19 protein-coding genes, 3 pseudogenes and 3 riboswitches are annotated in these 20,743 nt (G+C 69.9%); of the genes and pseudogenes, 10 read left to right on the forward strand and 12 right to left on the reverse strand.

The genetic code is table 11. From position 1 onward, the window contains the following. Positions 1 to 15 precede the first annotated feature (15 nt). Positions 16 to 186, forward strand: a pseudogene (locus tag LE197_RS03970) (TetR/AcrR family transcriptional regulator); the annotation flags it as partial. A gap of 10 nt (positions 187 to 196) precedes the next feature. Here the strand turns inward: LE197_RS03970 and LE197_RS03975 are convergent. Continuing rightward, positions 197 to 1,123, reverse strand: a complete 927-nt coding sequence (locus LE197_RS03975; RefSeq protein WP_003122498.1) for a LysR family transcriptional regulator — start codon at positions 1,121 to 1,123, stop codon at positions 197 to 199. Between the two features lie 65 nt (positions 1,124 to 1,188). Here LE197_RS03975 and LE197_RS03980 point away from each other — a divergent pair, with 65 nt between their 5' ends. Then, positions 1,189 to 1,803: a LysE family transporter gene (locus LE197_RS03980; RefSeq protein ID WP_033970386.1), complete on the forward strand. Its 615-nt coding sequence runs from the start codon at positions 1,189 to 1,191 to the stop codon at positions 1,801 to 1,803. 121 nt (positions 1,804 to 1,924) lie between these two features. Continuing rightward, entirely contained in the window at positions 1,925 to 3,430 is a 1,506-nt protein-coding gene (locus LE197_RS03990; protein ID WP_318840980.1) for a PA2928 family protein, read from the forward strand. 52 nt (positions 3,431 to 3,482) lie between these two features. On the opposite strand, the gene LE197_RS03995 is transcribed toward LE197_RS03990, so the two are convergent. Next, positions 3,483 to 4,814, reverse strand: coding sequence for an esterase/lipase family protein (locus tag LE197_RS03995; RefSeq protein WP_196752264.1), 1,332 nt, complete (start codon positions 4,812 to 4,814; stop codon positions 3,483 to 3,485). Positions 4,815 to 4,923: 109 nt separating this feature from the next. On the opposite strand from LE197_RS03995, the gene LE197_RS04000 reads away from it, so the two are divergent. After that, complete coding sequence (locus LE197_RS04000; protein ID WP_071535570.1) at positions 4,924 to 5,367, forward strand: GNAT family N-acetyltransferase; 444 nt, start codon at positions 4,924 to 4,926, stop codon at positions 5,365 to 5,367. Between the two features lie 8 nt (positions 5,368 to 5,375). Here LE197_RS04000 and LE197_RS04005 read toward each other — a convergent pair. Beyond that, positions 5,376 to 5,447: pseudogene (locus tag LE197_RS04005) on the reverse strand (hypothetical protein); the annotation flags it as partial. A 23-nt stretch (positions 5,448 to 5,470) separates the two neighbouring features. Here LE197_RS04005 and LE197_RS04010 point away from each other — a divergent pair. Together LE197_RS04010 and LE197_RS04015 are read left to right on the forward strand one after the other, a co-directional pair. After that, positions 5,471 to 5,545: pseudogene (locus tag LE197_RS04010) on the forward strand (hypothetical protein); the annotation flags it as partial. 84 nt (positions 5,546 to 5,629) lie between these two features. Then, positions 5,630 to 7,267 (forward strand): methyl-accepting chemotaxis protein, encoded by a 1,638-nt coding sequence (locus LE197_RS04015; RefSeq protein WP_033975998.1) that lies wholly within the window; start codon positions 5,630 to 5,632, stop codon positions 7,265 to 7,267. Between the two features lie 11 nt (positions 7,268 to 7,278). Here LE197_RS04015 and LE197_RS04020 read toward each other — a convergent pair whose 3' ends face one another. Together LE197_RS04020 and LE197_RS04025 are read right to left on the reverse strand one after the other, a co-directional pair. Further along, positions 7,279 to 7,536, reverse strand: a complete 258-nt coding sequence (locus LE197_RS04020) for a hypothetical protein (protein WP_003101434.1) — start codon at positions 7,534 to 7,536, stop codon at positions 7,279 to 7,281. Positions 7,537 to 7,587: 51 nt separating this feature from the next. Beyond that, positions 7,588 to 8,361 (reverse strand): SDR family oxidoreductase, encoded by a 774-nt coding sequence (locus tag LE197_RS04025; protein WP_033970380.1) that lies wholly within the window; start codon positions 8,359 to 8,361, stop codon positions 7,588 to 7,590. Positions 8,362 to 8,571: 210 nt separating this feature from the next. On the opposite strand from LE197_RS04025, the gene LE197_RS04030 reads away from it, so the two are divergent. The 3 genes from LE197_RS04030 to LE197_RS04040 all read left to right on the forward strand — a co-directional run bounded on the left by LE197_RS04030 (position 8,572) and on the right by LE197_RS04040 (position 11,039). Further along, on the forward strand, positions 8,572 to 9,408 hold the full coding sequence (locus LE197_RS04030) for an AraC family transcriptional regulator (protein ID WP_033976001.1): 837 nt from the start codon (positions 8,572 to 8,574) through the stop codon (positions 9,406 to 9,408). 51 nt (positions 9,409 to 9,459) lie between these two features. After that, positions 9,460 to 10,053, forward strand: a complete 594-nt coding sequence (locus LE197_RS04035; protein WP_033976002.1) for a LysE family translocator — start codon at positions 9,460 to 9,462, stop codon at positions 10,051 to 10,053. 119 nt (positions 10,054 to 10,172) lie between these two features. Next, a complete protein-coding gene (locus LE197_RS04040) occupies positions 10,173 to 11,039 on the forward strand; it encodes an MBL fold metallo-hydrolase (RefSeq protein ID WP_196752263.1) in 867 nt (288 codons plus the stop codon). Here LE197_RS04040 and LE197_RS04045 read toward each other — a convergent pair whose 3' ends face one another. The 4 genes from LE197_RS04045 to LE197_RS04060 are packed head-to-tail and all read right to left on the reverse strand — an operon-like array spanning position 11,040 to position 16,024. Then, positions 11,040 to 12,071, reverse strand: a complete 1,032-nt coding sequence (locus tag LE197_RS04045; RefSeq protein ID WP_033970377.1) for a FecCD family ABC transporter permease — start codon at positions 12,069 to 12,071, stop codon at positions 11,040 to 11,042. It abuts the gene before it with no gap. Beyond that, entirely contained in the window at positions 12,068 to 13,039 is a 972-nt protein-coding gene (locus tag LE197_RS04050; RefSeq protein ID WP_110193727.1) for an ABC transporter substrate-binding protein, read from the reverse strand. Before LE197_RS04050 ends, LE197_RS04045 begins: the two co-directional genes overlap by 4 nt. Next, a complete protein-coding gene (locus tag LE197_RS04055; protein WP_083556300.1) occupies positions 13,036 to 13,809 on the reverse strand; it encodes an ABC transporter ATP-binding protein in 774 nt (257 codons plus the stop codon). Before LE197_RS04055 ends, LE197_RS04050 begins: the two co-directional genes overlap by 4 nt. 52 nt (positions 13,810 to 13,861) lie before the next feature. Then, complete coding sequence (locus LE197_RS04060; protein ID WP_121348280.1) at positions 13,862 to 16,024, reverse strand: TonB-dependent receptor; 2,163 nt, start codon at positions 16,022 to 16,024, stop codon at positions 13,862 to 13,864. Positions 16,025 to 16,122: 98 nt separating this feature from the next. Further along, positions 16,123 to 16,328, reverse strand: a riboswitch (cobalamin riboswitch). A gap of 150 nt (positions 16,329 to 16,478) precedes the next feature. Continuing rightward, positions 16,479 to 16,644, forward strand: a riboswitch (yybP-ykoY riboswitch). A 9-nt stretch (positions 16,645 to 16,653) separates the two neighbouring features. On the opposite strand from LE197_RS04060, the gene mntP reads away from it, so the two are divergent. Then, the gene (mntP, locus tag LE197_RS04065; protein ID WP_057388834.1) at positions 16,654 to 17,223 is read left to right on the forward strand and encodes a manganese efflux pump MntP; all 570 of its coding nucleotides are present in this window, start codon (positions 16,654 to 16,656) and stop codon (positions 17,221 to 17,223) included. 54 nt (positions 17,224 to 17,277) lie between these two features. Here the strand turns inward: mntP and LE197_RS04070 are convergent, their stop codons facing one another. Genes LE197_RS04070 through LE197_RS04080 form a run of 3 tightly spaced genes read right to left on the reverse strand, consistent with a single transcriptional unit; the run spans position 17,278 to position 20,343 of the window. Continuing rightward, positions 17,278 to 18,006 carry a cobalt-precorrin-6A reductase gene (locus LE197_RS04070; protein WP_033976012.1) on the reverse strand — a complete coding sequence of 243 codons (729 nt, stop codon included), beginning with the start codon at positions 18,004 to 18,006 and terminating at the stop codon, positions 17,278 to 17,280. Next, a complete protein-coding gene (locus tag LE197_RS04075) occupies positions 18,003 to 19,103 on the reverse strand; it encodes a cobalt-precorrin-5B (C(1))-methyltransferase (RefSeq protein WP_057388835.1) in 1,101 nt (366 codons plus the stop codon). Before LE197_RS04075 ends, LE197_RS04070 begins: the two co-directional genes overlap by 4 nt. Then, positions 19,096 to 20,343 carry a bifunctional cobalt-precorrin-7 (C(5))-methyltransferase/cobalt-precorrin-6B (C(15))-methyltransferase gene (locus LE197_RS04080; protein ID WP_033970365.1) on the reverse strand — a complete coding sequence of 416 codons (1,248 nt, stop codon included), beginning with the start codon at positions 20,341 to 20,343 and terminating at the stop codon, positions 19,096 to 19,098. The genes LE197_RS04075 and LE197_RS04080 overlap by 8 nt, the downstream gene beginning before the upstream one ends. Positions 20,344 to 20,428: 85 nt before the next feature. Next, positions 20,429 to 20,680: riboswitch (cobalamin riboswitch) on the forward strand. The last annotated feature ends 63 nt before the right edge of the window (positions 20,681 to 20,743 follow it).

Genomic DNA, 20,743 nt, shown 5'->3' on the forward strand with positions numbered 1-20,743 from the left:
CGATCGGCGCCTCGTCGCCGGCGGCGCGGCATCGCTGACGGCGACCTGGCGGCGGACACCGACGTGGAGGAGTTGGCGACCTTCTATGCCACCGTGCTGTTCGGCCTCAGTGTGCAGGCCAAGGACCGGGTTCCTTGCGAGCGCCTGCTGGCGGTGGTCGAACGGGCGCTACGCGCCTGGCCCTGAGCGGGCCGCATCAGGCCGCCGCGCTGCGGCGCAGCCATTCCAGCAGCAGCGTGGCAGGCTCTCCGGCCTGCAACGGTCGCGGGGTCAGCAGGTGATAGCTGCTGCCGTCGGCGAGGAATCCCAGTGGCGCCGCCAGCAGGCCGGCGGCCAGATCGTCGCGCACCAGTTGCCAGGGACCGATGGCCACGCCGAGTCCGGCGCCGGCCGCCTGCAGGCTCAGGTAGAAGTGCTCGAAGCGCTGCCCTTCGGTCGTCGCCGGCGCCTGTCCGGCGAGACGGGTCCAGGTGTTCCAGGCTTGCGGGCGGGTCGCCGTGTGCAGGCGCGGTGCGACGGCGCGAAGCCCGGGCGGGCCTGCATCGAGGTGGAAATGCCGTTCGACGTCGCTCGCCCGGCAGACCGGCCCGACCTGCTCGTCGAACAACCAGTGGGCATGGCTGCCGGGCGGCCAGGGGAAGTCGTTGCGGCGGATCGCCAGGTCGATGCCGCGGCCGAAGGCGAACGGCCCGCCGCCGGCGACCAGCTGGATCGACAGTCGTGGCTGTTCCTGCATGAATCCGGCGATCCGCGGGATCAGCCAGCGCATCAGCAAGGTCGGTTCGCAGGACAGCACCAGCGCGGTGGGGCCGGCCTCCGCGCGCAGGGTCTCGCCGGTGCGCTCGATCAGGTCGAGGGCCGGGCCGGTGCCGGCGAGCAGGCGCCTGCCGGCCTCGCTGAGGAAAACCCGCTGGCCGCGGCGTTCGAAGAGCGCACAACCGAGTTCCTCCTCCAGGGTCCGCACGGCGCGGCTGATGGCACCGTGGGTCAGGCACAGGGCCTCGGCGGCACGGGAAAAGTTCTCCAGGCGGGCGGCGGCCTCGAAGCAGCGCAGGGCGTTCAGCGAGGGCAGGCGACGGCGCCTGAATGGTGAGTTTTCCTCACCATGATTGTCAGTATTCATCGTTCTCGCTCGGCGCTGGAGACCGGTAGATTGTGTCGTCCATTCTACCTTGGAGCCTTCCAGGCATGACAGAGTTGCTAGCTTTCCTGACCATCACCGTACTCGCGGTGATCAGCCCCGGCGCCGATTTCGCCATGGTCTCGCGCAACAGCCTGCTGTATTCCCGCCGCGCCGGCCTGCTCACCGCGCTGGGCATCGGCGCGGGGGTAACGGTACATGTCGGCTACAGCATCCTCGGCGTCGGCGTGCTGGTGCGCGAGTCGCTGGCGCTGTTCACCGCGCTGAAGCTGGCGGGCGCCGCCTACCTGGTGTTCCTCGGCCTGCGCATGCTGCTGGCGCGGGAGGTTGCGGTGGCGGACGAGGTGGCGGGCGGCGCCGGGGTTTCGTCCTGGGCGATGTTGCGCAGTGGCTTCCTGACCAATGCGCTCAATCCGAAGACCTGCCTGTTCGTGGTCAGCCTCTTCATGCAGGTGATCGATCCGCATACCGCGTTGCCGGCGCAATTGGGCTACGGGGTCTTCATCGCGGTCGCCCACGTGGCCTGGTTCGGCCTGGTCGCCTGCTTTCTCTCGAGCCCGGCGGTGCGCGGCCGGCTCCTGCGTTTCCGTCGGCGCATCGACCAGTTCTTCGGCGCCCTGCTGGTCGGTTTCGGCGTCCTGCTGGGGGCGAAAAGCCCGTGAGCATGGGGCACTGATGGCCGCTTGCCGCCTTTGAAGCGAGGCCGGCGGCTCCCTAGAATGCGCCGTTCATGCCGTTGCCTGTGGGCGACGGTCCCAGGATCGCGGGACGCACGGGAGTTGCATGAAGAAGGGAGCGATGCTTTTCGCCGTACTCTGGGCGGTACTCGGCGTGGGCCTGCTGGTCGGTTTGCCGGTGGCCATCCATTTCGTTCTCGGCCAGTACGACGAGGCCGGGTTCAGCGGGCCGCAACTGGTCTTCGAGGAACAGGGCCATTCCTACCTGGCGTTCACCCTCGACGACTATCGCGCCAACGAAGTGGACAACGGCGTGGTACACGGCAGCAGCCGCAGCTATGCCCAGGTGGTCGACCTGGAGGACGGCAGCCTGCGCTGGAGCACGCGCCTGGATGCCGACAACGAGCGCGGCGACGACTGGGGCTCCGGCGAACTGCTGGGCCAGTCGTCGCGCTACCTGTTCTTCCTGCGCAACGAACTCTACGTACTCGACCGGCGCGACGCCGCCCCTGCGCTGGCGTTCGACGATCTGGAGCAGCGCACTGGCGGCCTGCCGTTGAAGTCGGCGCCCTGGGGGAAGGACGCCTATCGCTACGACGAAGGCCGGGGCGGATTGCTGATGCTCGCCCTGGACGGTCGCGTCTGGTTCCTCGACGGCGACAGCCTGGCCCTGCGCGAAGCTCCGGAAGTCGATGCCGCGCGGTATTTCCACGGCGACCCGATGCCGGCGAATGCCGGGATCGACTGGCAGGCGCCGGGCCTGACGCGCCTGCCCGACGGACGCCTGCTGATCCTCGCCAGCGATCACGAAGCCCGCGCGCTGGAGCGTGGCGAGGCGCTGCCGGCAGCGAACCAACGGGCGCGACGCCAGCGCCTGTCACTGGGCACCCTGGATTGGCGGTCGCCGGCGGAGAACCGACTGCGTCCGCTGCTCGACGCGGCCTTCCTGCAGGCTGGCCTGCTGCCCGATCCAGCCGCTGCCGAAGAGCCGCAGCGGCTGCTCGAGCGACCGTCCGAGCGGCAGCGCCAGCGTCCGTCGCTGCCGCCCGAGCCGCAGCCGCCGGAAGAGTTCGACGAGCGCGTGGAGCGTTTTCCCAGTACCCGTGCGTTCCTTGCGGCGCGCGACGCCTACCGCCAGGAACGGCGACGCTGGATCGCCGCGCACGATGCCTGGCGGGAGCGGGTCGCCGACCTGGAGGCGGCGGCGGATGCCGAGTACCGTCGCCGGCGCGACGAGCAGACGCGCGAGGAGGCGTTGTACCGTCGCTATGCCTCGGCGCTGCCGGGCGGCGATTCCAGGTTGGCGCGCCGGCCCTGGCGAGTCGACGGCAACTGGCTGGTGCTGCACCGGCGCAGCCTGGCCGAGCGTAGCGAGCTGCTGCTCAGCTCGGTTTCCGCCGATGGCAGCTTGCTCTGGACCCTGGGGCTGCCCATCGAGCGTCCGGAACGGCTGTTCCGCCTGGATGCCCACAACCTGCTTCTCAGCGGCCGTGGAGAGGAAGGCGGGCGGTTGGTGCGGGTCGATCTGCGCCGGGGCAGCGGCATCGTCCATCGCCTCGGGCGCGGCGGCGCGCCATTGCAGCGGGTCGAGTGGCCCGAAGGCCAACCGTGATCGCCTGCGCCCGGCCTGGGTGGCTGCCCAGCGGCGAGGGCCGGGCGCCGACTCAGGGGTTCCTGAAGACGAATACGCCACTGTCCACCAGGCGCGTCAGGCGGATGCGCAGCAGCAGGGTGCGGTGGGCTGCGAGGAAGCGCGGCACCTGCGCCAGCGGAATTGCCAGGCCTTCGCTGTCGCCGGGGCCCACCGCGGTATAGCCGACCGGCTGGCGCGGCGGATCGAACGGCGGCTGGGCCGAAACGCTGAGCGACAGGGTGTCCACGGCGAAGCCGGCGAGCAGGTCGTCGAGGGACTCGATCGACAGGTACAGCGAGCGGTAGGCGGGGTTGTCTTCGTAGGGATGGACGTCGGCGATGACCTGCTCGTAGAAGCGCTGTTCGAAACGCCGGTCGCTGTTCAGCTTGCGGAAGAACTGGATGAAGTAGTCGCGCACCTCCTGGTCGAGGTCGTCGCAGACATGGCTGACCAGGTTCAGGTAGCGCGGCGAGCGGCGCTCGATGCCGGGGTCGAGCTGATCGATGCGGCGCTGCCAGGGGAAGCTTGCGCCGCTGCTCCGGTAATCGGCGTCCTCGACCTCCAGCGCGGCGCGGATCAGCTCCAGGGTATGCGGGTTCTTCGGCCCGCGGTCCTTCAGCGCCACGCTGGCGTGGTTCTCGCCATCGACGATGGCGAAGGCGATCTCGCCGCGCGATTCTTCCAGGCGCCAGCCGGGCCTGGCGCGCTGGCGGACATCCAGTTCGAGGCTCAGGCGGCAGGCGTTGAGGTTCGCCGTGGCGATCCGCACCGTGCCGTCGCCGCCGGCCTCGTTGGCGATGGCTTCGACGCCGTTGTAGCCGACATTGCCCACCAGCACCGTGGCGAGCAGGCGGCCGGCGCCGTACCAGGCCTCGGCGCCGAACAGGTCGCGCTCGGCGAGTTGCCAGGAGTACGGCGAGCCCAGTTCCAGTCCCTTCAGCACCTGGGTGCCGGTCTGCCCGACGAAGCGGTTCCAGCCTTTCAGCACGCGACCGATGAAGGAGCGTCCCTTGTGCGCCAGCGGCGAGCCGAAGTTGGCCGGGGCGAGCATCAGGAAGCGCTTGACCGGCGCGCTGGCGGGGTCGAAATGGCGGGTCAGCCAGTCGCGCAGCACCAGGGCGCCGGTGCTGTGCACCACCACGTCAACCGTGCGCGGCGCCCGCGACAGTCCCTGGGCGGTCCAGGCGCGATCCAGGGCGGCGGCGAGGTCGGCGTAGGTGACGTCGTCCTGCAGGGAGATCCAGTCGGCGAGGCGGATCTGCGTCGGCGCGCTGCCGAACCAGGCTTCCAGCTGTTCGGCGAGGCGGCGGAACGACTTCGAATCGTCGCTCCAGCCGTGGATGATGACGATCGAACGGGGCATGTCCGGCATCCTCTGGGGCTGATCCGGGCGACTATAGATCATGCGCCGCGGCGACGTGCCCTGACCTGTGAAAACGTCTAGGATGCGGCGGTCGCCATCCGGAGGTCGCATGTCGTCGTCAGCGCTTTCCATCCGTACGGGCCGCCCGGCCGACTTCGCCGGGTTGTTGGCCATCGACCCGATCGCCCGCGAGCAGGCCGGGCGCCGTGGCTTTCTGGTCGAGCGGCTCGCCCAGGAGCAGTGCCGCGTGGCGGAGGAGGACGGGCGGCTGCTCGGTTACGCGGTGCTGGAGCGGAGCTTCTTCGGCCGCGACTTCGTTTCCCTGCTGATGGTCGCGCCCGACTGCCGCCGGCGCGGCATCGCCAGCGCGTTGCTGCGGCAGGCGCGGGACGACTGTCGCGGCGACCGCCTGTTCACTTCCTGCAACCGCTCCAACCTGCCGATGCGGCGCCTGCTGGAGCGCGAGGGATTCCAGCCGAGCGGGGTGATCGACAACCTCGACGAAGGCGATCCGGAGCTGGTCTTCGTGCGTTTCCTCGCGCCGTCGCGCTGAGCCCGGGCTCATGTCAGGTTGCCGGCGAGGAACTGGCGCAGGCGCTCGCTGCGCGGCGCGCCGAACACCTGGTCCGGCGTTACCCGGCGCGGCGGCGCCCTCAGCAATCCGGCGCCGCGCCCGTTCGGCGAAGAAGGATGACCGGTGCCTGTTCGAAACCCTGCGCCTGCTAGTCTGATTCCTACTGGCACGGATGTACGGTCGCTCAAGATCGGTCGTGCTGCGACCGATAGCCTGGAAAGCCACGAGCGAGGATGCCGGCATGCTGCAATGGTTCGCTAACCTGTCGTTCCGCAGGAAAATCGCCCTGCCTATCCTCTTGCTGGCGGTGCTTCTGCTGCTGGTGGGCGCGCTCGGCGTGCATGGCATCGCCCAGCTGAACGAATCCAACCAGCGCCTGGGCAAGCGTTTTCTCCCCGGCATCGCCCTGCTGCTCAACGCCGACCGCGATCTCTACCAGGCCTTCGTCGCCGAGCGCAGCCTGCTCGAGGGTCACCTGAGCGCCGAGCAGATCGCCGGCCTGAGGAACGATCACGCGGAAAACCTGCAGCAGGCCCTGGATCGGGTGCGCCAGTACGCGGCGATGCAGCCGGGCGAGGCGGAACTGGCCAAGGTCGCCGAGTTCGAGCGCGGCTATGCCCTCTGGAGCGCGACCTCGGCGCGGGTGCTGAGCCTGGCGGCCAGCGATCCGAGCGCCGCGGCGCAGCTCAGCTACGGTGACAGCGATCGCCAGTTCGGGGCGATGCGCGAGGTGATCAACCAGCTCGACGAAATGGAAGAGGCGGCCGCGGCCGCCGACGGCGAGGCATCCTCCGCGCTGGGCGAGCGCCACCGCTGGCAGCAGGTGGCGCTGGTGGCGTTCGGCCTGCTGGTCTGCCTGTCGCTGGTGCTGATGTTCCCCGGCCTGGTGACCCGTCCGTTGCAGCGCCTGTTGCAACGCCTGGAAGAGATCGCCAACGGCGATGGCGACCTGCGCGTGCGCCTGGAGGTCACTTCGCGCGACGAACCCGGCCGCCTCGGCAGCGCCTTCAACGCCTTCCTCGACAAGTTGCAGCCGCTGATCCGCGAGGTCGGCCGGGTCACCGGCGAGGTCGCCGATTCCGCCGGTTCGCTGGCCGGCATGACCGCCGCCAACGATCGTCTGATCAACAGCGAGCACGCGTCGGTGGACCAGGTCAGCACCGCCGCGACGCAGATGAGCAGCGCCGTCCACGAAGTGGCGCGCAACGCCCAGAGCGCCGCGCAGGTGGCCCATGACGCTCGCCGGCAGGCGCGCGAGGGCGCCAACGTGGTGGAAGCGACCATCGAGGTGATCCGCCAGTTGGCGCAGGAAGTGGAGAGCAGTTCCGAGAGCATCCAGCAACTGGCCCAGGAAACCGCCAGCATCGACGCGGTGCTGACGGTGATCAAGGGCATCGCCGAACAGACCAACCTGCTTGCCCTCAACGCCGCCATCGAAGCCGCTCGGGCTGGCGAGCAGGGTCGCGGTTTCGCCGTGGTGGCCGACGAGGTACGGGCGCTGGCGGCGCGCACCCAGGATTCGACCAAGGACATCCAGGCGCGCATCGAGCGCCTCCAGGCCGGGGTGCAGAACGCCGTGCGGGCCATGCAGTCGGGCAGTCTCAAGGCGCGCGACAGCGTCGAGCGCGCCGCCGGGGTCGACGGTGTGCTGGCCGCCACCGGCGACGCGGTGGGGCGGATCAACGACCTCGCCGCGCAGATCGCCTCGGCCTGCGAGGAGCAGAGCCGGGTGATCGACGAAATCGCCCGCAACATCAGCGAGGTGCGCGAGCTTTCCGCCCAGGCGGCGGAACATTCGGAGCAGGGTACCGGGGCCAGTCGTCGGCTGTCCGAGCTGTCCTCGGAACTGGCGCGGCTGGTCGGGCGTTTCCGCGTCTGAAGCGCCGCCGCCTAGCGCGGCGCCAGCCAGATCGCCACGCCGGCCAGGGCCGCCGGGACCAGGAAGACCAGCAGCAGGATCGGCAGTTCTTCGCGCAAGCCATAGCCGGCGTGCTGGACGCCGACCCACAGGTTGACCAGCGCGACGGCCAGCCAGGTCGGCAGGAACAGGCCGGCTGCGAGCGCCGGCCCGGCATCCCAGAGTTTGCCGAAGAGCAGGAACAGGCCGAGCAGGACGATGCCGCCGGCGATTACCAGGGTCACGTGCATGGAGACTTCCCGGGTAGGTGCCGGTCGCCGTGGCGGCGACCGGCACCTGGGTCACTTGGTGGTGTAGCCGCCGTTGATGAGGATGGTCTGGCCGGTGATCCACCAGCCTTCGCTGACCAGGTGGCGGATGAACGGCACCACGTCTTCGATGTCGGTCAGGCCGGTCCTGGAGAAGGGCGACAGCGCCGCTGCGGTCTTGTGGTAGGCCACCGCGTCGGCGCCCTCGGCGGGATAGAAGAACGGCGTGTCCATGGGGCCCGGGCCGACCGCGGTGACCGAGATGCCGCGCGCGCCGAATTCCTTGGAGGCGGCGCGGGTGAAGTGTTCCACCGGCGCCTTGGTGCCGGCGTAGGCGGCGTAGTACGGGGTATAGGCGCCGAGCAGGGAGGTCACCAGGGTGCAGATCTTGCCGTTGTCGTTGACGTGCTTGCCGGCTTCGCGCAGGAAGAAGAACGCAGACTTGGAGTTGACCGCGCTCATCTCGTCGTATTCGGTCTCGCTGATCTCGGTGATGGGTTTCTTCAGCACCTTGCCAACGGTGTTGATGGCGATGTCCGGCTTGCCCACCGCGGCGATGGCGTCGGCGAACAGCTTTTCCATGGCTGCGGCGCTGGTGAGATCGCCCTGCAGCGCTACTGCCTTGGCTCCGGCTGCCTGCAGCGCGGCGACGGTGGCGTCGGCATCGGCCTTGCTCGCGGCGCTGTTGTAGTGGATGGCGATCGCCTTCGCTCCGTGGGCGGCGAGATCACGGGCGATCAGCCCGCCCAGGTTCTTGGCGCCGCCGGTGATGAGGACGGTCTTGCCTTGGATGGAGTGGTCGACCATGGGGTGGTTCTCCTGCGGTGAGTGGAGAACCCAGTCTAGGGAGGGCGGCCTTGCGGAGTAATCGCGGCGACCTGGATAGATTGTCCAGAAACGCCGATCAATTCCCGCCTCCGGAGGAGCGCAGCCAACTGCACGAATCTTCTAGAACCCCGGGGCGGGCGCGTTATAGTCGCGGCGACGAAACCAACGAGTGGGAAGACCTGACGCACGATGGGCAGCCGAGACTGGATCGACCTGGCCCGCGACGCCGAGACCGGGATCGAGACCCTGCGCGCCCATTTCGAGGGCCACGCCTACGATCCGCACTGGCACGACAGCTACCTGATCGGCTACACCGAGATCGGCGTGCAGCAATTCAACTGTCGCCGACGCCGACACGACAGCACCGCCGGCCAGGTATTCCTGGTCGAACCGGGAGAGATCCACGACGGCCGCGCGCCGATCGCCGGCGGCTTCACCTACTCGATGCTGTACCTGCAACCTGACTGGCTGCGGCGCGAACTGCGGGCGACCTTCGACGACGCGCCCAGCGACCGTGACCCCGGCTTCCACGCCAACCTCACCGAAGACCCGCGCCTGACCCTGGCTATCGCCCAGGCCTTCCGCGTCCTGCATGGCCGCGAGCTGCGGCTGCTGCGGCAGACCGCCCTGGAGCTGGTGCTGGAGCGGCTGCGCGTGCACCTGGGCTGGCGCGAGGCGAAGCCGTTCGATCCGCGCCTGCCGCTGGTAGCGCAGAAAGCCCGCGACTACCTGCACGCGCACTTCTACCAGGACATCGGCCTGGACGAACTGGCCAGTGCCTGCGGCACCGACCGCTTCCGCCTGAACCGTGCATTCAAGGCCGCCTACGGCTTGCCGCCCTACGCCTACCTGGTCCAGCTGCGCCTGGCCAAGGCGCGGCAGATGCTCGCTGTCGGCGGACAACCGGCGGACCTCGCCGGCGCCCTCGGCTTCGCCGACCAGAGCCATCTCGGCCGCTGGTTCCGGCGCGCCTACGGGATGACCCCGGCGGCCTACCGCAGGCAGTGCACCCAGCTTCCAGACTGAGGCCCGGCGCGCCGCCAGGATGAAGGCTTCCCCCGCCACAGGAGCCTGTCCATGCAATCCCTCGTTCCTTTCCTGCTGTTCGCCGTCGTTGCCTCGATCACCCCCGGACCGACCAACATCCTGGTCCTGAGCAACAGCCAGCGCCACGGCCTGGCTGCCGCCTGGCCGATCGTACTCGGCGCCTGCGCGGCGGTGGCGGCGCTGATCCTGCTGCTCGGGCTCGGCCTGGGCGAGCTGCTGCGACGCCACCCGCTGCTCCAGCAGGGGCTCGCCTGGCTCGGCGTCGGCTGGCTCAGCTACCTGGCCTGGAGCCTGTTCCGCAGCGCTGGCGGCATCGACGGCACGGAGCCGCCGCGGCGCCTCGGCGTGTTCGGCGGCGCGGCGTTGCAACTGGTCAATCCCAAGGCCTGGATGATGGCCCTGGCCGCGCTGGCGCTGTTCGCCGGGGAGGGGGCCGGACAGGCCGGGCGGATCGGCCTGCTGGCATTGCTGTTCTTCCTGGTTTCGTTGCCGTGCCTGGCCAGTTGGGCCTTGCTCGGCGTCGGCAGCGCGCGGCTGCTGCGCTCGCCGTCGCTGATGAAGCGCTTCAACCAGGGCATGGCGCTGTTGTTGCTGGCATCGGCCTGGGCCGCCCTGCTGCTCTGAGGCGGTCCGGTAGCTTCCTGACAAACCTGTGGGTTGGTACGCGAGGCCCGGGTTGGCTATGGTGGGACGATCCGTAGCCATGGCGCGGCCGCCGTCAGCACGCCGCGCAAGGAACCCCCATGCTGAAACCCGATATCACCGCCTTCTTCGATCCGGCCACCTCCACTTACAGCTATGTGGTGCGCGACCCGTCCAGCCGCGCCTGCGCCATCGTCGACCCGGTGCTGGACTACGACCCGGCCGCCGGGCGTACCAGCCATGCCAGCGCCGAACGCCTGATCGCCCACGTTCGCCAGCACGACCTGCAGGTGGAGTGGCTGCTGGAGACCCACGTGCACGCCGACCACCTGTCGGCGGCCATCTTCCTGCAGCGCGAACTGGGCGGGCGCCTGGCCATCGGCGCGCGAATCACCCAGGTGCAGGCGAAATTCTCCGGCCTGTTCAACCTCGGCGAGGCGTTCCCGGTGGACGGCCGCCAGTTCGAGCACCTGTTCGAGGACGGCGAGTCGTTCCGCATCGGTGCCCTGGCATGCCGCGCGCTGCATACCCCGGGGCATACCCCGGCGTGCATGACCTACCTGGTCGGCGACAGTGCCTTCGTCGGCGATACCCTGTTCATGCCCGACTACGGCACCGCCCGCTGCGATTTCCCCGGCGGCGACGCGCGCCAGCTTTATCGCTCGATCCAGCGCCTGTTCGCACTACCCGACGCGACCCGCCTGTTCATGTGCCACGACTACACGGCTCCCGGCCGCGACGAGCACCGCTGCGAAACCAGCGTCGGCGAGCAGCGTCGGCACAACGTGCACGTCCGCGAAGGCGTCGACGAGGAGGCGTTCGTCGCCATGCGCCAGCAGCGCGATGCCACCCTCGGCATGCCGACCCTGATGCTGCCGGCGATCCAGGTCAACATGCGCGGCGGCAACCTGCCGCCGGTGGAAAGCAACGGGGTGCGCTACCTGAAGATCCCGCTGGATCTGTTCTGATCAGTTGCGGCGACGCAGCAGGAGAATGAAGAACAGCCCGCCGATGGCCGCGGTGGCGATGCCGATGGGCAGATCCTGGGGGGCGATCAGGGTGCGCGCGGCGACATCCATCCAGACCAGGAACAGCGCGCCGAGCAGGGCGCACACCGGCAGCAGTCGGCGGTGCTCGGCACCCACCAGCAGGCGCGCGGCGTGCGGCAGCATGAGACCGACGAAGCCGATGGCGCCGCTCACCGAGACCAGCACGCCGGTCAGCAGCGAGCAGCAGACGAAGACCCACAGGCGTACGCGGCGGGCGTCCAGGCCGAGGGTCACGGCGGTCTGTTCGCCGGCCATCAGCGCGTTCAGCGCACGGCCCAGCCCGAGCAGCACCAGCAGGCCGCCGGCCACGCACAGCGCCGGCAGCCAGATCAACGACCAGCGCGCCAGGCCGAGGCCGCCGAGCATCCAGAACAGCACCGAGGAGGCGGCGCGGTGGTCGCCGAGGAACAGCAGCAGGTTGGCCAGCGCCAGGAGCACGAAGGACACCGCGACCCCCGCCAGCAGCAGCCGGTCGCTGCCCAGGCGGCCGCCGCGGCTGGCCACGCCGAGCACCAGCAGCATGCTGCCGAGGGCGCCGAGGAAGGCCGCCAGCGGCAGGGTCAGCAGGCCGATTACCTCGCCGATGTAGAGCACCACCAACACCGCGCCGAGGGTCGCGCCGGAGGTGGCGCCGAGCAGGTGCGGATCGGCCAGCGGATTGCGCGTGACCGCCTGCAGCGCCGCTCCCGCCAGCGCCAAGCCGGCGCCGACGCAGGCGCCGAGCAGTACCCGCGGGGCGCGGATCAGCCAGACGATGTGCTCCTGGCCGGCGCTCCAGGCGCCGGGCTCCGCCGCCACGCCGAACAGGCGCTGGAGGACGATGCGGCCGACCAGGCCGCTGTCGAGTCGCGCCGGACCGAAGCCGAGGGCGACCACGCAGGACAGGCCGAGCAACATGACCAGGCCGCCCAGCAGCAGGCAATAGGCGCGGGGGCTGCGGAACAGGGTCATGGACGTGGCGCCCGAGGGTGGAGGCCGGCGACCAGGGTTTCTATCGCCGCGGCGTTGCCGATGCCGGGCGTGGCCTGGTTATAGGGCAGGACGATGAAGCGTCGCTCGCGGATCGCGGTCAGGCTGCGCAGCGCCGGGTTCTCTTCGAGGAAGCGCTGTTTCTGCGCGGCGCTGGTCTCGCCGTAGTCGACGATGACGATGACCTGCGGATCGCGGGCGACCACGCTTTCCCAGTTGACCTGGGTCCAACTGGCCGCCACGTCGTCGGTCACGCTGCGACCGCCGGCGGCCTCGATCAGCGCCTGCGGCATGCCCAGGCGGCCAGAGGTGAAGGGGCGGTCCTCGCCGCTGTCGTAGAGGAACACCCGCGGCGCCTCGGCGTTCGCCGGGATGCCGGCGCGGGCGCGCTCGATGCGTGCCTGGAGACTGGCGACCAGGCGCTCGGCGCGCGATTCGACGTCGAAGATCCGTCCCAGGTTGCGCAGGTCGCGGTACAGCTCGTCGAGGCTGGCGCGGCGCGGCGCGGCGATCTGTGCGCAGGATTCGCTCAGCTCGTAGACCTTCACCCCCAGCGGCTCCAGGCTGGCCGGAGTGAGGTCGCCGCCGACGCGCATGCCGTAGCCCCAGCCGGCGAAGAAGAAGTCGGCGTCGACATCGAGCAGGGTTTCCGCCGTGGGGTAGCGCGCCACCAGCTCGGGCAGCGGCTTGAGCGCGGCGATCAGTCCGGGATCGGCATTCTTCCACCAGCCGCTGATGCCGGTATAGCCGACCATGCGCGTCTGCAGGCCGAGGGCGACCATCATCTCGGTGAGGTTGATGTCGTGACTGACCGCGCGCGACGGCGCGCGCTCGAACGTCACCTCGCGCTCGCAGCTGCGCACGCTGAGCGGGTAGCGCTCGGCCAGCGCGGCATCGGTGCAGGCGAGCAGGGCGCCGAGCAGCAGGTGGTGCAGGATCGGGTGCTTCATGCTTGGGTAATCCAGGTCAGGCGTGGGTGGTCGGCGAGGGGGTGGCGGTCGACCAGGGCGCGGACGCCGAACACCCGCAATAACAGGTCGGCGTCGAGCACCTCGGCCGGCGTACCCTGGGCGACGATGCGGCCGCCGTCGAGCACGTAGAGGCGGTCGCAGAAGGCTGCCGCCAGGTTGAGGTCGTGGAAGCTCGCCAGGGTGCTCAGGCCGAGGCCGCGCAGCAGGTGCAGAAGCTCCAGCTGGTAGCGCGGGTCGAGGTGGTTGGTCGGTTCGTCGAGGATCAGCAGGCGCGGCTCCTGGACCAGCGCGCGAGCCAGCAGGGCACGCTGCTTCTCGCCACCGGAGAGGCTGGCGAAGGGGCTCGCTGCACGCCCTTCGAGACCGACCTGGAGCAGCGCCTGGCGGACCCGCTGGCGGTCGTCCGCGCCGTGGCCGTCGAACAGGCCCTTGTGCGGCGTGCGGCCCATGGCGACCACGTCCTCGACGGCGAGGCCGAAGTCCTCGGGGAATTCCTGCAACACCACCGCGATACGCCGTGCGGCCCAGCGCGGCGGCTGGCGCCAGAGGTCGTCGCCGTCGAGCACCACCCGACCGCGCTGCGGTCGCGCATAGCGGAAGGCGCAGCGCAGCAGGCTGGTCTTGCCGCTGCCGTTGGGGCCGATCAGGCCGACGAAACTGCCGGCCGGGACTTCCAGGTGCACGCCGCGCAGCAGCTCGGTGGAGGCGTCGGGCGACCAGTGCAGGGCATCGAGGTGAAGGGACGACATGGCTACTCGCAGGTCCGGTGGTTCAACAGAGACGATTGCCGCGGCGCCGGCTTCAGAAACTGAAGTCGGCGGTGACGTTGAACGAGCGCGGCTGGCCCATGATCCATTGCTGGCCGTTGTTGTTGTCAGCCAGGGCGTATTGGCGGTCGAACAGGTTGTACAGCTCAAGGCCGAGGGTCAGGTCCGGCCGTACCCGCCAGCCCAGGTTGGCGTCGACCACCGTGTAGCCGGGCAGGCTGGCCTGGTTGGCGGCGTCGGCGTAGCGCCGGTCGACGTAGCGCAGCCCGGCGCCGACGCGCAGGGTATCGGCGAAGGACTTGTCCAGCCAGAGGTTGGCGGTGCGCCGTGGCACGTTCCTGGGGCGGTTGCCGTTGCGCGAGTAGGTCTGCCCGGCGATCGATTCGTCGAAGTCGTCGTATTCGGCACGCACCAGCGCGGCGTTCGCCGACAGCCGCCAGTCCTGGGCCAGGTTCAGTTCCAGGCTGGCCTCCAGGCCGTCCGAACTCTGCTGGCCGACCTGCTGCGCGTCGTGCGGCGGCAGCGGGTTGGCGCTGAGCAGCTTCTTCTTGACGATATGGTAGGCGGCCAGGGTCCATTCGCCGCGACCGTCCGGGAACAGCTGCTTGAGGCCGACCTCGGTCTGCTTCGAGTGGGTCAGGTCCATCTGCTGCTGGGCCGCGTTGAGGGTGATCAGGTTGCTCACACCGTCCTCGCTGGTGGAGTACTGGCCGTACAGCGACAGTTCCGGGGTCAGCGCGAAGACCAGCCCGGCGCGCCAGTTGCCGCCCCGCAGGCTGCGGTCGCTGCGGGTGCCGGCGCGCAGGTCGTCGCGGTCGATATGGTTCTGGTCGCGGCGCACCCCGGTCACCAGCGACAGGCGCTCGTTGAGTTGCAGGCGGTTCTCGGCGAACAGGGCGAAGGTGCGGGTCTGGCTGCGCGAGTGCGGCCGGTAGGGCGAGCGGCTTTCGAAATAGCCGGGCGCGGGATGCCAGGGGTCGATGCTTTCGCCGCCGTCGACAACGTCCTCGTATGGTGAGTTGTTGGTCAGGCGGAAGCGGATGCGGTTGTACTCGGCGCCGACCAGGGTGCGGCTGTCGAGGCCGAACAGGGCGTGCTGGAAGGCGAAGGTCTGGCGGTCGCCGATCTGCTCCTGCTCGTGGCTGATGCGCAGGTAGTCCCTGCGCAACAGCTCTTCGCGCGGGACGTCCCATTCGTAGGTTTCGGCGTTGCGCCAGTGGCGGCGGGCCTTGATGTAGTACAGCTGGTTGCTCGCGGTGACGTTGTCGGAAAGGCTCCAGTCGCTGCTCAGGCGGGTCCACTGGTCGTTGTAGCGCTGCACGTCGTTGCGCACGTTGTAGTTCTTCTCGCGCAGGCGCTTGTGGTACTTGCCGCCGACCAGCGGGGTGCCGAAGTCGTTCATCGGCTCCTGGTCGCCATAGTCGTGGGCGAGGGTGAAGGCCAGATCGTCGCTGGCCTGCCAGCGCAGCGCAGCGCTGATGCCCAGGTTGCGCGAGTCGCCACGGTCGATCCAGCCGTGGCTCTGCTGCTGGTTCAGGTTGAGCCGGTAGCTGAGGCTGTCGGTCAGCGAGCCGCCGCTGTCCAGGGCCAACTGGCGGTTGTCGTAGGAACCGTAGCCGAGGTGCAGGTGGTTGCGGATCTCGCCGGCGAAAGGCTTCTTCGGCACTACGTTGATCACCGCGCCGGTGGCGCCTTCGCCGTACAGCACCGAGGCCGGGCCACGGATCACGTCGATGCGCTCGACCATCCACGGATCGCTGGGGAAGTTCACCGTGCCCATGCCGGTGTACAGGCGCGTGCCGTCGAACAGTTGCATCACCGACGCATGGCCGCTGAAGCCGCGCGCCGAGAGGCCGGTACCGCCATCTCCGGGGGTGCCGATGAAGCTGATACCGGGGCTGCGGGTAACGGCGGCCTGGACGCTGGGGTTGTTGCGTCGGCGAACTTCCTCGCCGCTGATGCTGCTGGTGCTCGCCGGGGTGTCCAGGGCGCTGAGGCCCAGGCGCGAACCGGCGCCGACCGGAGTGGCGAGGTCGATGTGGTCGAGTTCGGCGGGGTCCTGGCGAACGCTGACCAACTGGCTGGGCAGGGCAAGGGCGGCTTCTTCGGTTTCGGCGAAGGCAGGCGGCACCAGAAGCAGGCTGGTGGAGAGGCCGAGGGCGAAAGGCTCGGTGCGCAAACGGCTGAAGCGGGGCATGGGCGTTCCATCTCATGACCGGGCAGGACGGAACGCGCAGGAAATCGCAGGCGCGACAGCGCCTCGAACAACCGGCTCGCTCCCGCCCACCGCGGGTGTGCCAACAGGGCGTTGCAGGCCGGTCTCCGGGCTTGCGAGGGTCGTGAAATCCTCGCCTTCCCATGCCGGAGCACAGTGGCCTGAAGAGGATTTCGCTCGCTTACCGTTGCGGGGGCAGCGCCGGACTGATCACCGAAGTGACGCACCGGCTTCCCGTTTCACCTCCTGCGCGGCGGCAGGAGGCACCTGGAACGGGCCGGATGGGAACATCCGCACCGTTTCCAGTCAAGCCTTGAACGATCTGGATTGGATGAAATGTTATAGTATAACAATTCGTCCGTGCAATTTTTCTTCCCCGCGCCCTGGCGTGGCTTCCCGGGTCATCACATTTTCTTCACGCCGGCCTGCTATGCTGCCGGCCTTCCTTGGGGAGTAGCCTGCCGTCACCCGTTGACGGCGCGCTGGTCAACATTCTTGGCAACCTGCCATGGCCAGCGCATCCAACCGGATTGGTGAGACCAACGACATTCCTGCGCCGAAGCCGGGCCGCGGGGTCATGTCGTTGACTCATGCCCGGCTGGAGTATCCGCGTGAATCCCGTTTCCCTGATCTTCCTCGCCTTCGCCATGTCCACCGATGCCTTCGCCGCAGCCATCGGCAAGGGCTCCAGCCTGGATCGGCCGCGCCTGTCGGAGGCGCTGCGCACCGGGATAATCTTCGGCGTGATCGAGGCGATCACCCCTCTGGTCGGCTGGCTGCTTGGCCAGGCCGCCAGCCAGTTCGTCGCCGACTGGGACCACTGGATCGCCTTCGTCCTGCTGGTGCTGCTCGGCCTGCACATGATCCACAACGGCCTGCGCGCGGATCATGCGACGGAACAGGAAAAGCCCGGCCAGCATTCGTTCTGGATTCTCGCGGTGACGGCGCTGGCCACCAGCATCGACGCGCTGGCGGTGGGCGTCGGCCTGGCTTTCGTCGACGTCAATATCTTCCTCGCCGCCGGTGCCATCGGCCTGGCCACCATGACCATGGTCACCCTCGGCACCATGCTCGGCCGGGCGCTCGGCGCGGTGACCGGCAAGCGCGCGGAGATGGTCGGCGGGCTGGTGCTGATCCTGGTCGGCGCGACCATTCTCTACGAGCATCTCGGCGCGGCGTGAGCGGCGCCGGAGACGGAGGCGGGACAGGTCGCGGCGAGTGGGTGGGCGTTCGCTTCAGGCGCTTTCCCAATCGCGGATCGCCGTCAGCAGCGCCTCGCCGTCGGCGAACTCGCGGTCCGCCGGCGGCAGCGCCGGACGCGCCAGGACCAGCACCGGCAGGCCCATTTCCCGCGCCACCTGGAGCTTCGGCTCGGTGGCCTGGCTACCGCTGTTCTTGCTCACCAGTACGTCGCAGGCGAGGCGCTCGAACAACGCCCGTTCGCCATCCAGGCTGAACGGCCCGCGCGCGCCGATCACCTCGGCGCGCGGCGCGGCCGGCTGGCCTTGCAGGCAGCGCACGGTCCAGTGCTGGTGCGGCGGGACCTGGCCGAGATGCTCCAGCGGTTCGCGGCCGAGGGTGAACAGCGGACGGCGGAAGGGTGCGAGGGCGGCGATCAGTTCGCGCCAGTCGGCTACCTCGCGCCAGTCGTCGCCGGGCCCGGCCTGCCAGCCGGGCCGGCGCAGCGCCCAGCAGGGCACTCCGGCCAGTCGCGCGGCGCGCACGGCGTTCCGGCTGATCCGTGCGGCGTAGGGGTGGGTGGCGTCCACCAGCAGGTCGAAGCCCTGCTCGTCGATGAACGCCGCCAGCCCTTCGGCGCCGCCGTAGCCGCCGACCCGGACCCGGCAGGCCAGGTCGCCGGGCACCTTGCCCAGCCCGGCGAGGCTGTAGAGATGCGCCGGACCGAGCTGGCGGGCGAGGGCCAGGGCCTCACCGATCCCGCCGAGCAGCAACAGGCGCTTCATCGGCGCTCCTCGCAGGCCTGGCCGACCAGGTTGCCCTGGCGGTCGATGGCGAAGACTTCCAGCGCCACCTCGGCGGGCACGATGCCGCGGGCGAAGCGCAGGGCGTGGGCGCAGACCGCATCGCCCAGGGCCACGCCTTCGGCGTGTGCCTGGGCCAGCGCCTGCTGGCTGGTATTGGCGGCGCGCATGCTGTCCTGTAGCGCGGTGCCGGCACCGAGCGCGGCGGCCCAACCGGCCAGTTGCGGCAGGTCGATGCTGGAATGGCGGCTGTGCAGGTCGAGGTGGCCGCCGGCGAGCTTGCTGATCTTGCCGAAGCCGCCGCACAGGCTGAGCTTTTCCACCGGCGCCCTGCGCAGGTGCTTGAGCACCGCGCCGGCGAAGTCGCCCATCTCGATCAGGGCGATCTCCGGTAGCGCATAGCGCCGGCGCATGGCGTCCTCGCTGGCGTTGCCGGTACAGGCGGCGATGTGACGGACGCCGTTGGCGCGAGCGACATCGATGCCCTGATGGATCGAGGCGATATAGGCCGAGCAGGAGAACGGCCGGACGATGCCGCTGGTGCCGAGGATCGACAGCCCGCCGAGGATGCCCAGGCGCGGGTTCATGGTCTTCAGCGCCAGCTCGGCGCCGCCCTCCACGCCGATGGCGACCTCGAAGCCGCCGGCGTAGCCCCGTTCGGCGGCGAGCTGGGCGAGGTGGCGTTCGATCATCTGCCGCGGTACCGGATTGATCGCCGGCTCGCCGACCGCCAGGGTCAGCCCCGGGCGGGTCACCGTGCCGACCCCGGGGCCGGCATGGAAGCGCACGCCAGGCTCGGCGCTCAGGCGCACCCGGGCGAACACCAGGGCGCCGTGGGTGACGTCGGGATCGTCGCCGGCATCCTTGAGGGTGCCGGCTTCCGCGCCGCTTTCCCAGGCGCGGCAGAATTCCAGGCGCATCAGCACCTGCTGGCCCTTGGGCAGGACGATCTGCACCGCGTCGCTGATCGTGCCGCCCAGCAGCAGGCGCGCCGCCGCCAGGCTGGTGGCGGTGGCGCAACTGCCGGTGGTGTAGCCGCTGCGCAACGGCGCGGGCTGCTCGGGGGTTTCCTCACGCATCGCGGGGAGGCTTCCTGGCGGCGGGTTTGCGCAATTCCAGCAGGGTGATCGGCAAGGCCTGGCGCCAGGTGTCGAAACCGCCCAGCGGCCGCGCGTGGGCGACGCCGAGGCGGGTGAGGTCGCCACCCAGGCGTTGCTGCCAGTCGAGCAGCACCCGTTCGCTCTGCAGGGTGACCGCGTTGGCGAGCAGGCGACCGCCGGGCCGCAGGCGCTCCCAGCAGGTCTCCAGCATGCCCTCGGCGGTGACCCCGCCGCCGATGAAGATGGCGTCCGGCTCGGGCAGTTCCAGCAGCGCCTCCGGGGCGCTGCCGGCGACCAGGTGCAGGGTCGGTACGCCGAGGGCGTCGCGGTTGTGGCGGATATGTTCCTGGCGCTCGTCGTTGGCTTCGATGGCGATCGCCCGGCAACTGGGGTGCGCGCGCATCCATTCGATGCCGATGGAGCCGCAGCCGGCGCCGACGTCCCAGAGCAGCTCGCCGGGGCAGGGCGCCAGGCGCGCCAGGGTCACGGCGCGGACGTCGCGCTTGGTCAACTGGCCGTCGTGGCGATAGGCCTCGTCGGCCAGGCCCGGGGTCAGCGGCAGGCGCACGGCACCGGCGCCGGCGCGGCATTCCACCGCCACCAGGTTGAGATCGGCGGCGCGGGGCAGCGACCAGTCGCCGGCGAGGCCGTCGAGACGGCGCTCGAGCGGCCCGCCGAGGTGTTCCAGCACGCTCAGGCGACTGGCGCCGAAGCCACGGGCGTTCAACAGGCGGGCGATGGCGGCCGGGCTGTCGCCGTCGTTGCTGAGGACCAGCAGGCGCCGGCCGTCGTGGACCTGTGCCTGCAGCGCCGCCAGCGGACGCGCCACCAGCGACAGGCAGGTGACCTCCTGCAGGGCCCAGCCGAGGCGGGCGGCGGCCAGCGACAGGGAGGAGGGCGCCGGCAGGACCCGCAGTTCGGTCGCCGGCAGTTGCCGGGCGAGACTGGCGCCGACGCCGAACAGCATCGGGTCGCCGCTGGCCAGCACGCAGGTCGGCTGGCCGCGCCGGGCCAGCAGTGGTTCCAGGGAGAACGGCGTCGGCCAGGTTTCGCGGGCGCCGCCGATGCACGGTGGCAGCAGTTCCAGCTGGCGCGCCGCGCCGACGATCCGGCTGGCTTGCAGCAGGGCACGCCGGGCCTGCTTGCCGAGGCCGGGATAACCGTCCTCGCCGATGCCCACCAGGGTCAGCCAGGGAGGCGTCGAGTCTGCCGATGACACGGTTCCGATACTCCTGAAATGCGTCTGTGAAGGGCCCGCGACGGCTTCCGGACGGAATGGGTTTTCCCGGCCCCGGGCTGGGCGGCATAATAGCGCGTTCGTCGGTGCCCGGCCCTTTCGCGTTAGCGCGGGGCCAACGAGGGCCGAAGAGGGAACACGGAGCCCCGGTCTTTTCGAAGCCCGGGCCTAGCCGTGGCTGCCCCCGCAACTGTATGCAGCCTGTATTCGCGCCATTCGCCACTGGATTACCGGGAAGGCGGCGCGAAGCGGAGGTTCCTCCCCCGGGTGGAACGCCGGGCTGCGAGCCAGGAGACCTGCCGCCGAAACCAGTCGCGAGTGCCAACATCGGGCGGGGTGTACCGATGCCGTGGTCTGTCCCTGGGGGACAGCGGTGCGGTCG

The organism is Pseudomonas sp. PS1(2021), from assembly GCF_020405165.1.
GTDB lineage: Bacteria > Pseudomonadota > Gammaproteobacteria > Pseudomonadales > Pseudomonadaceae > Pseudomonas > Pseudomonas aeruginosa.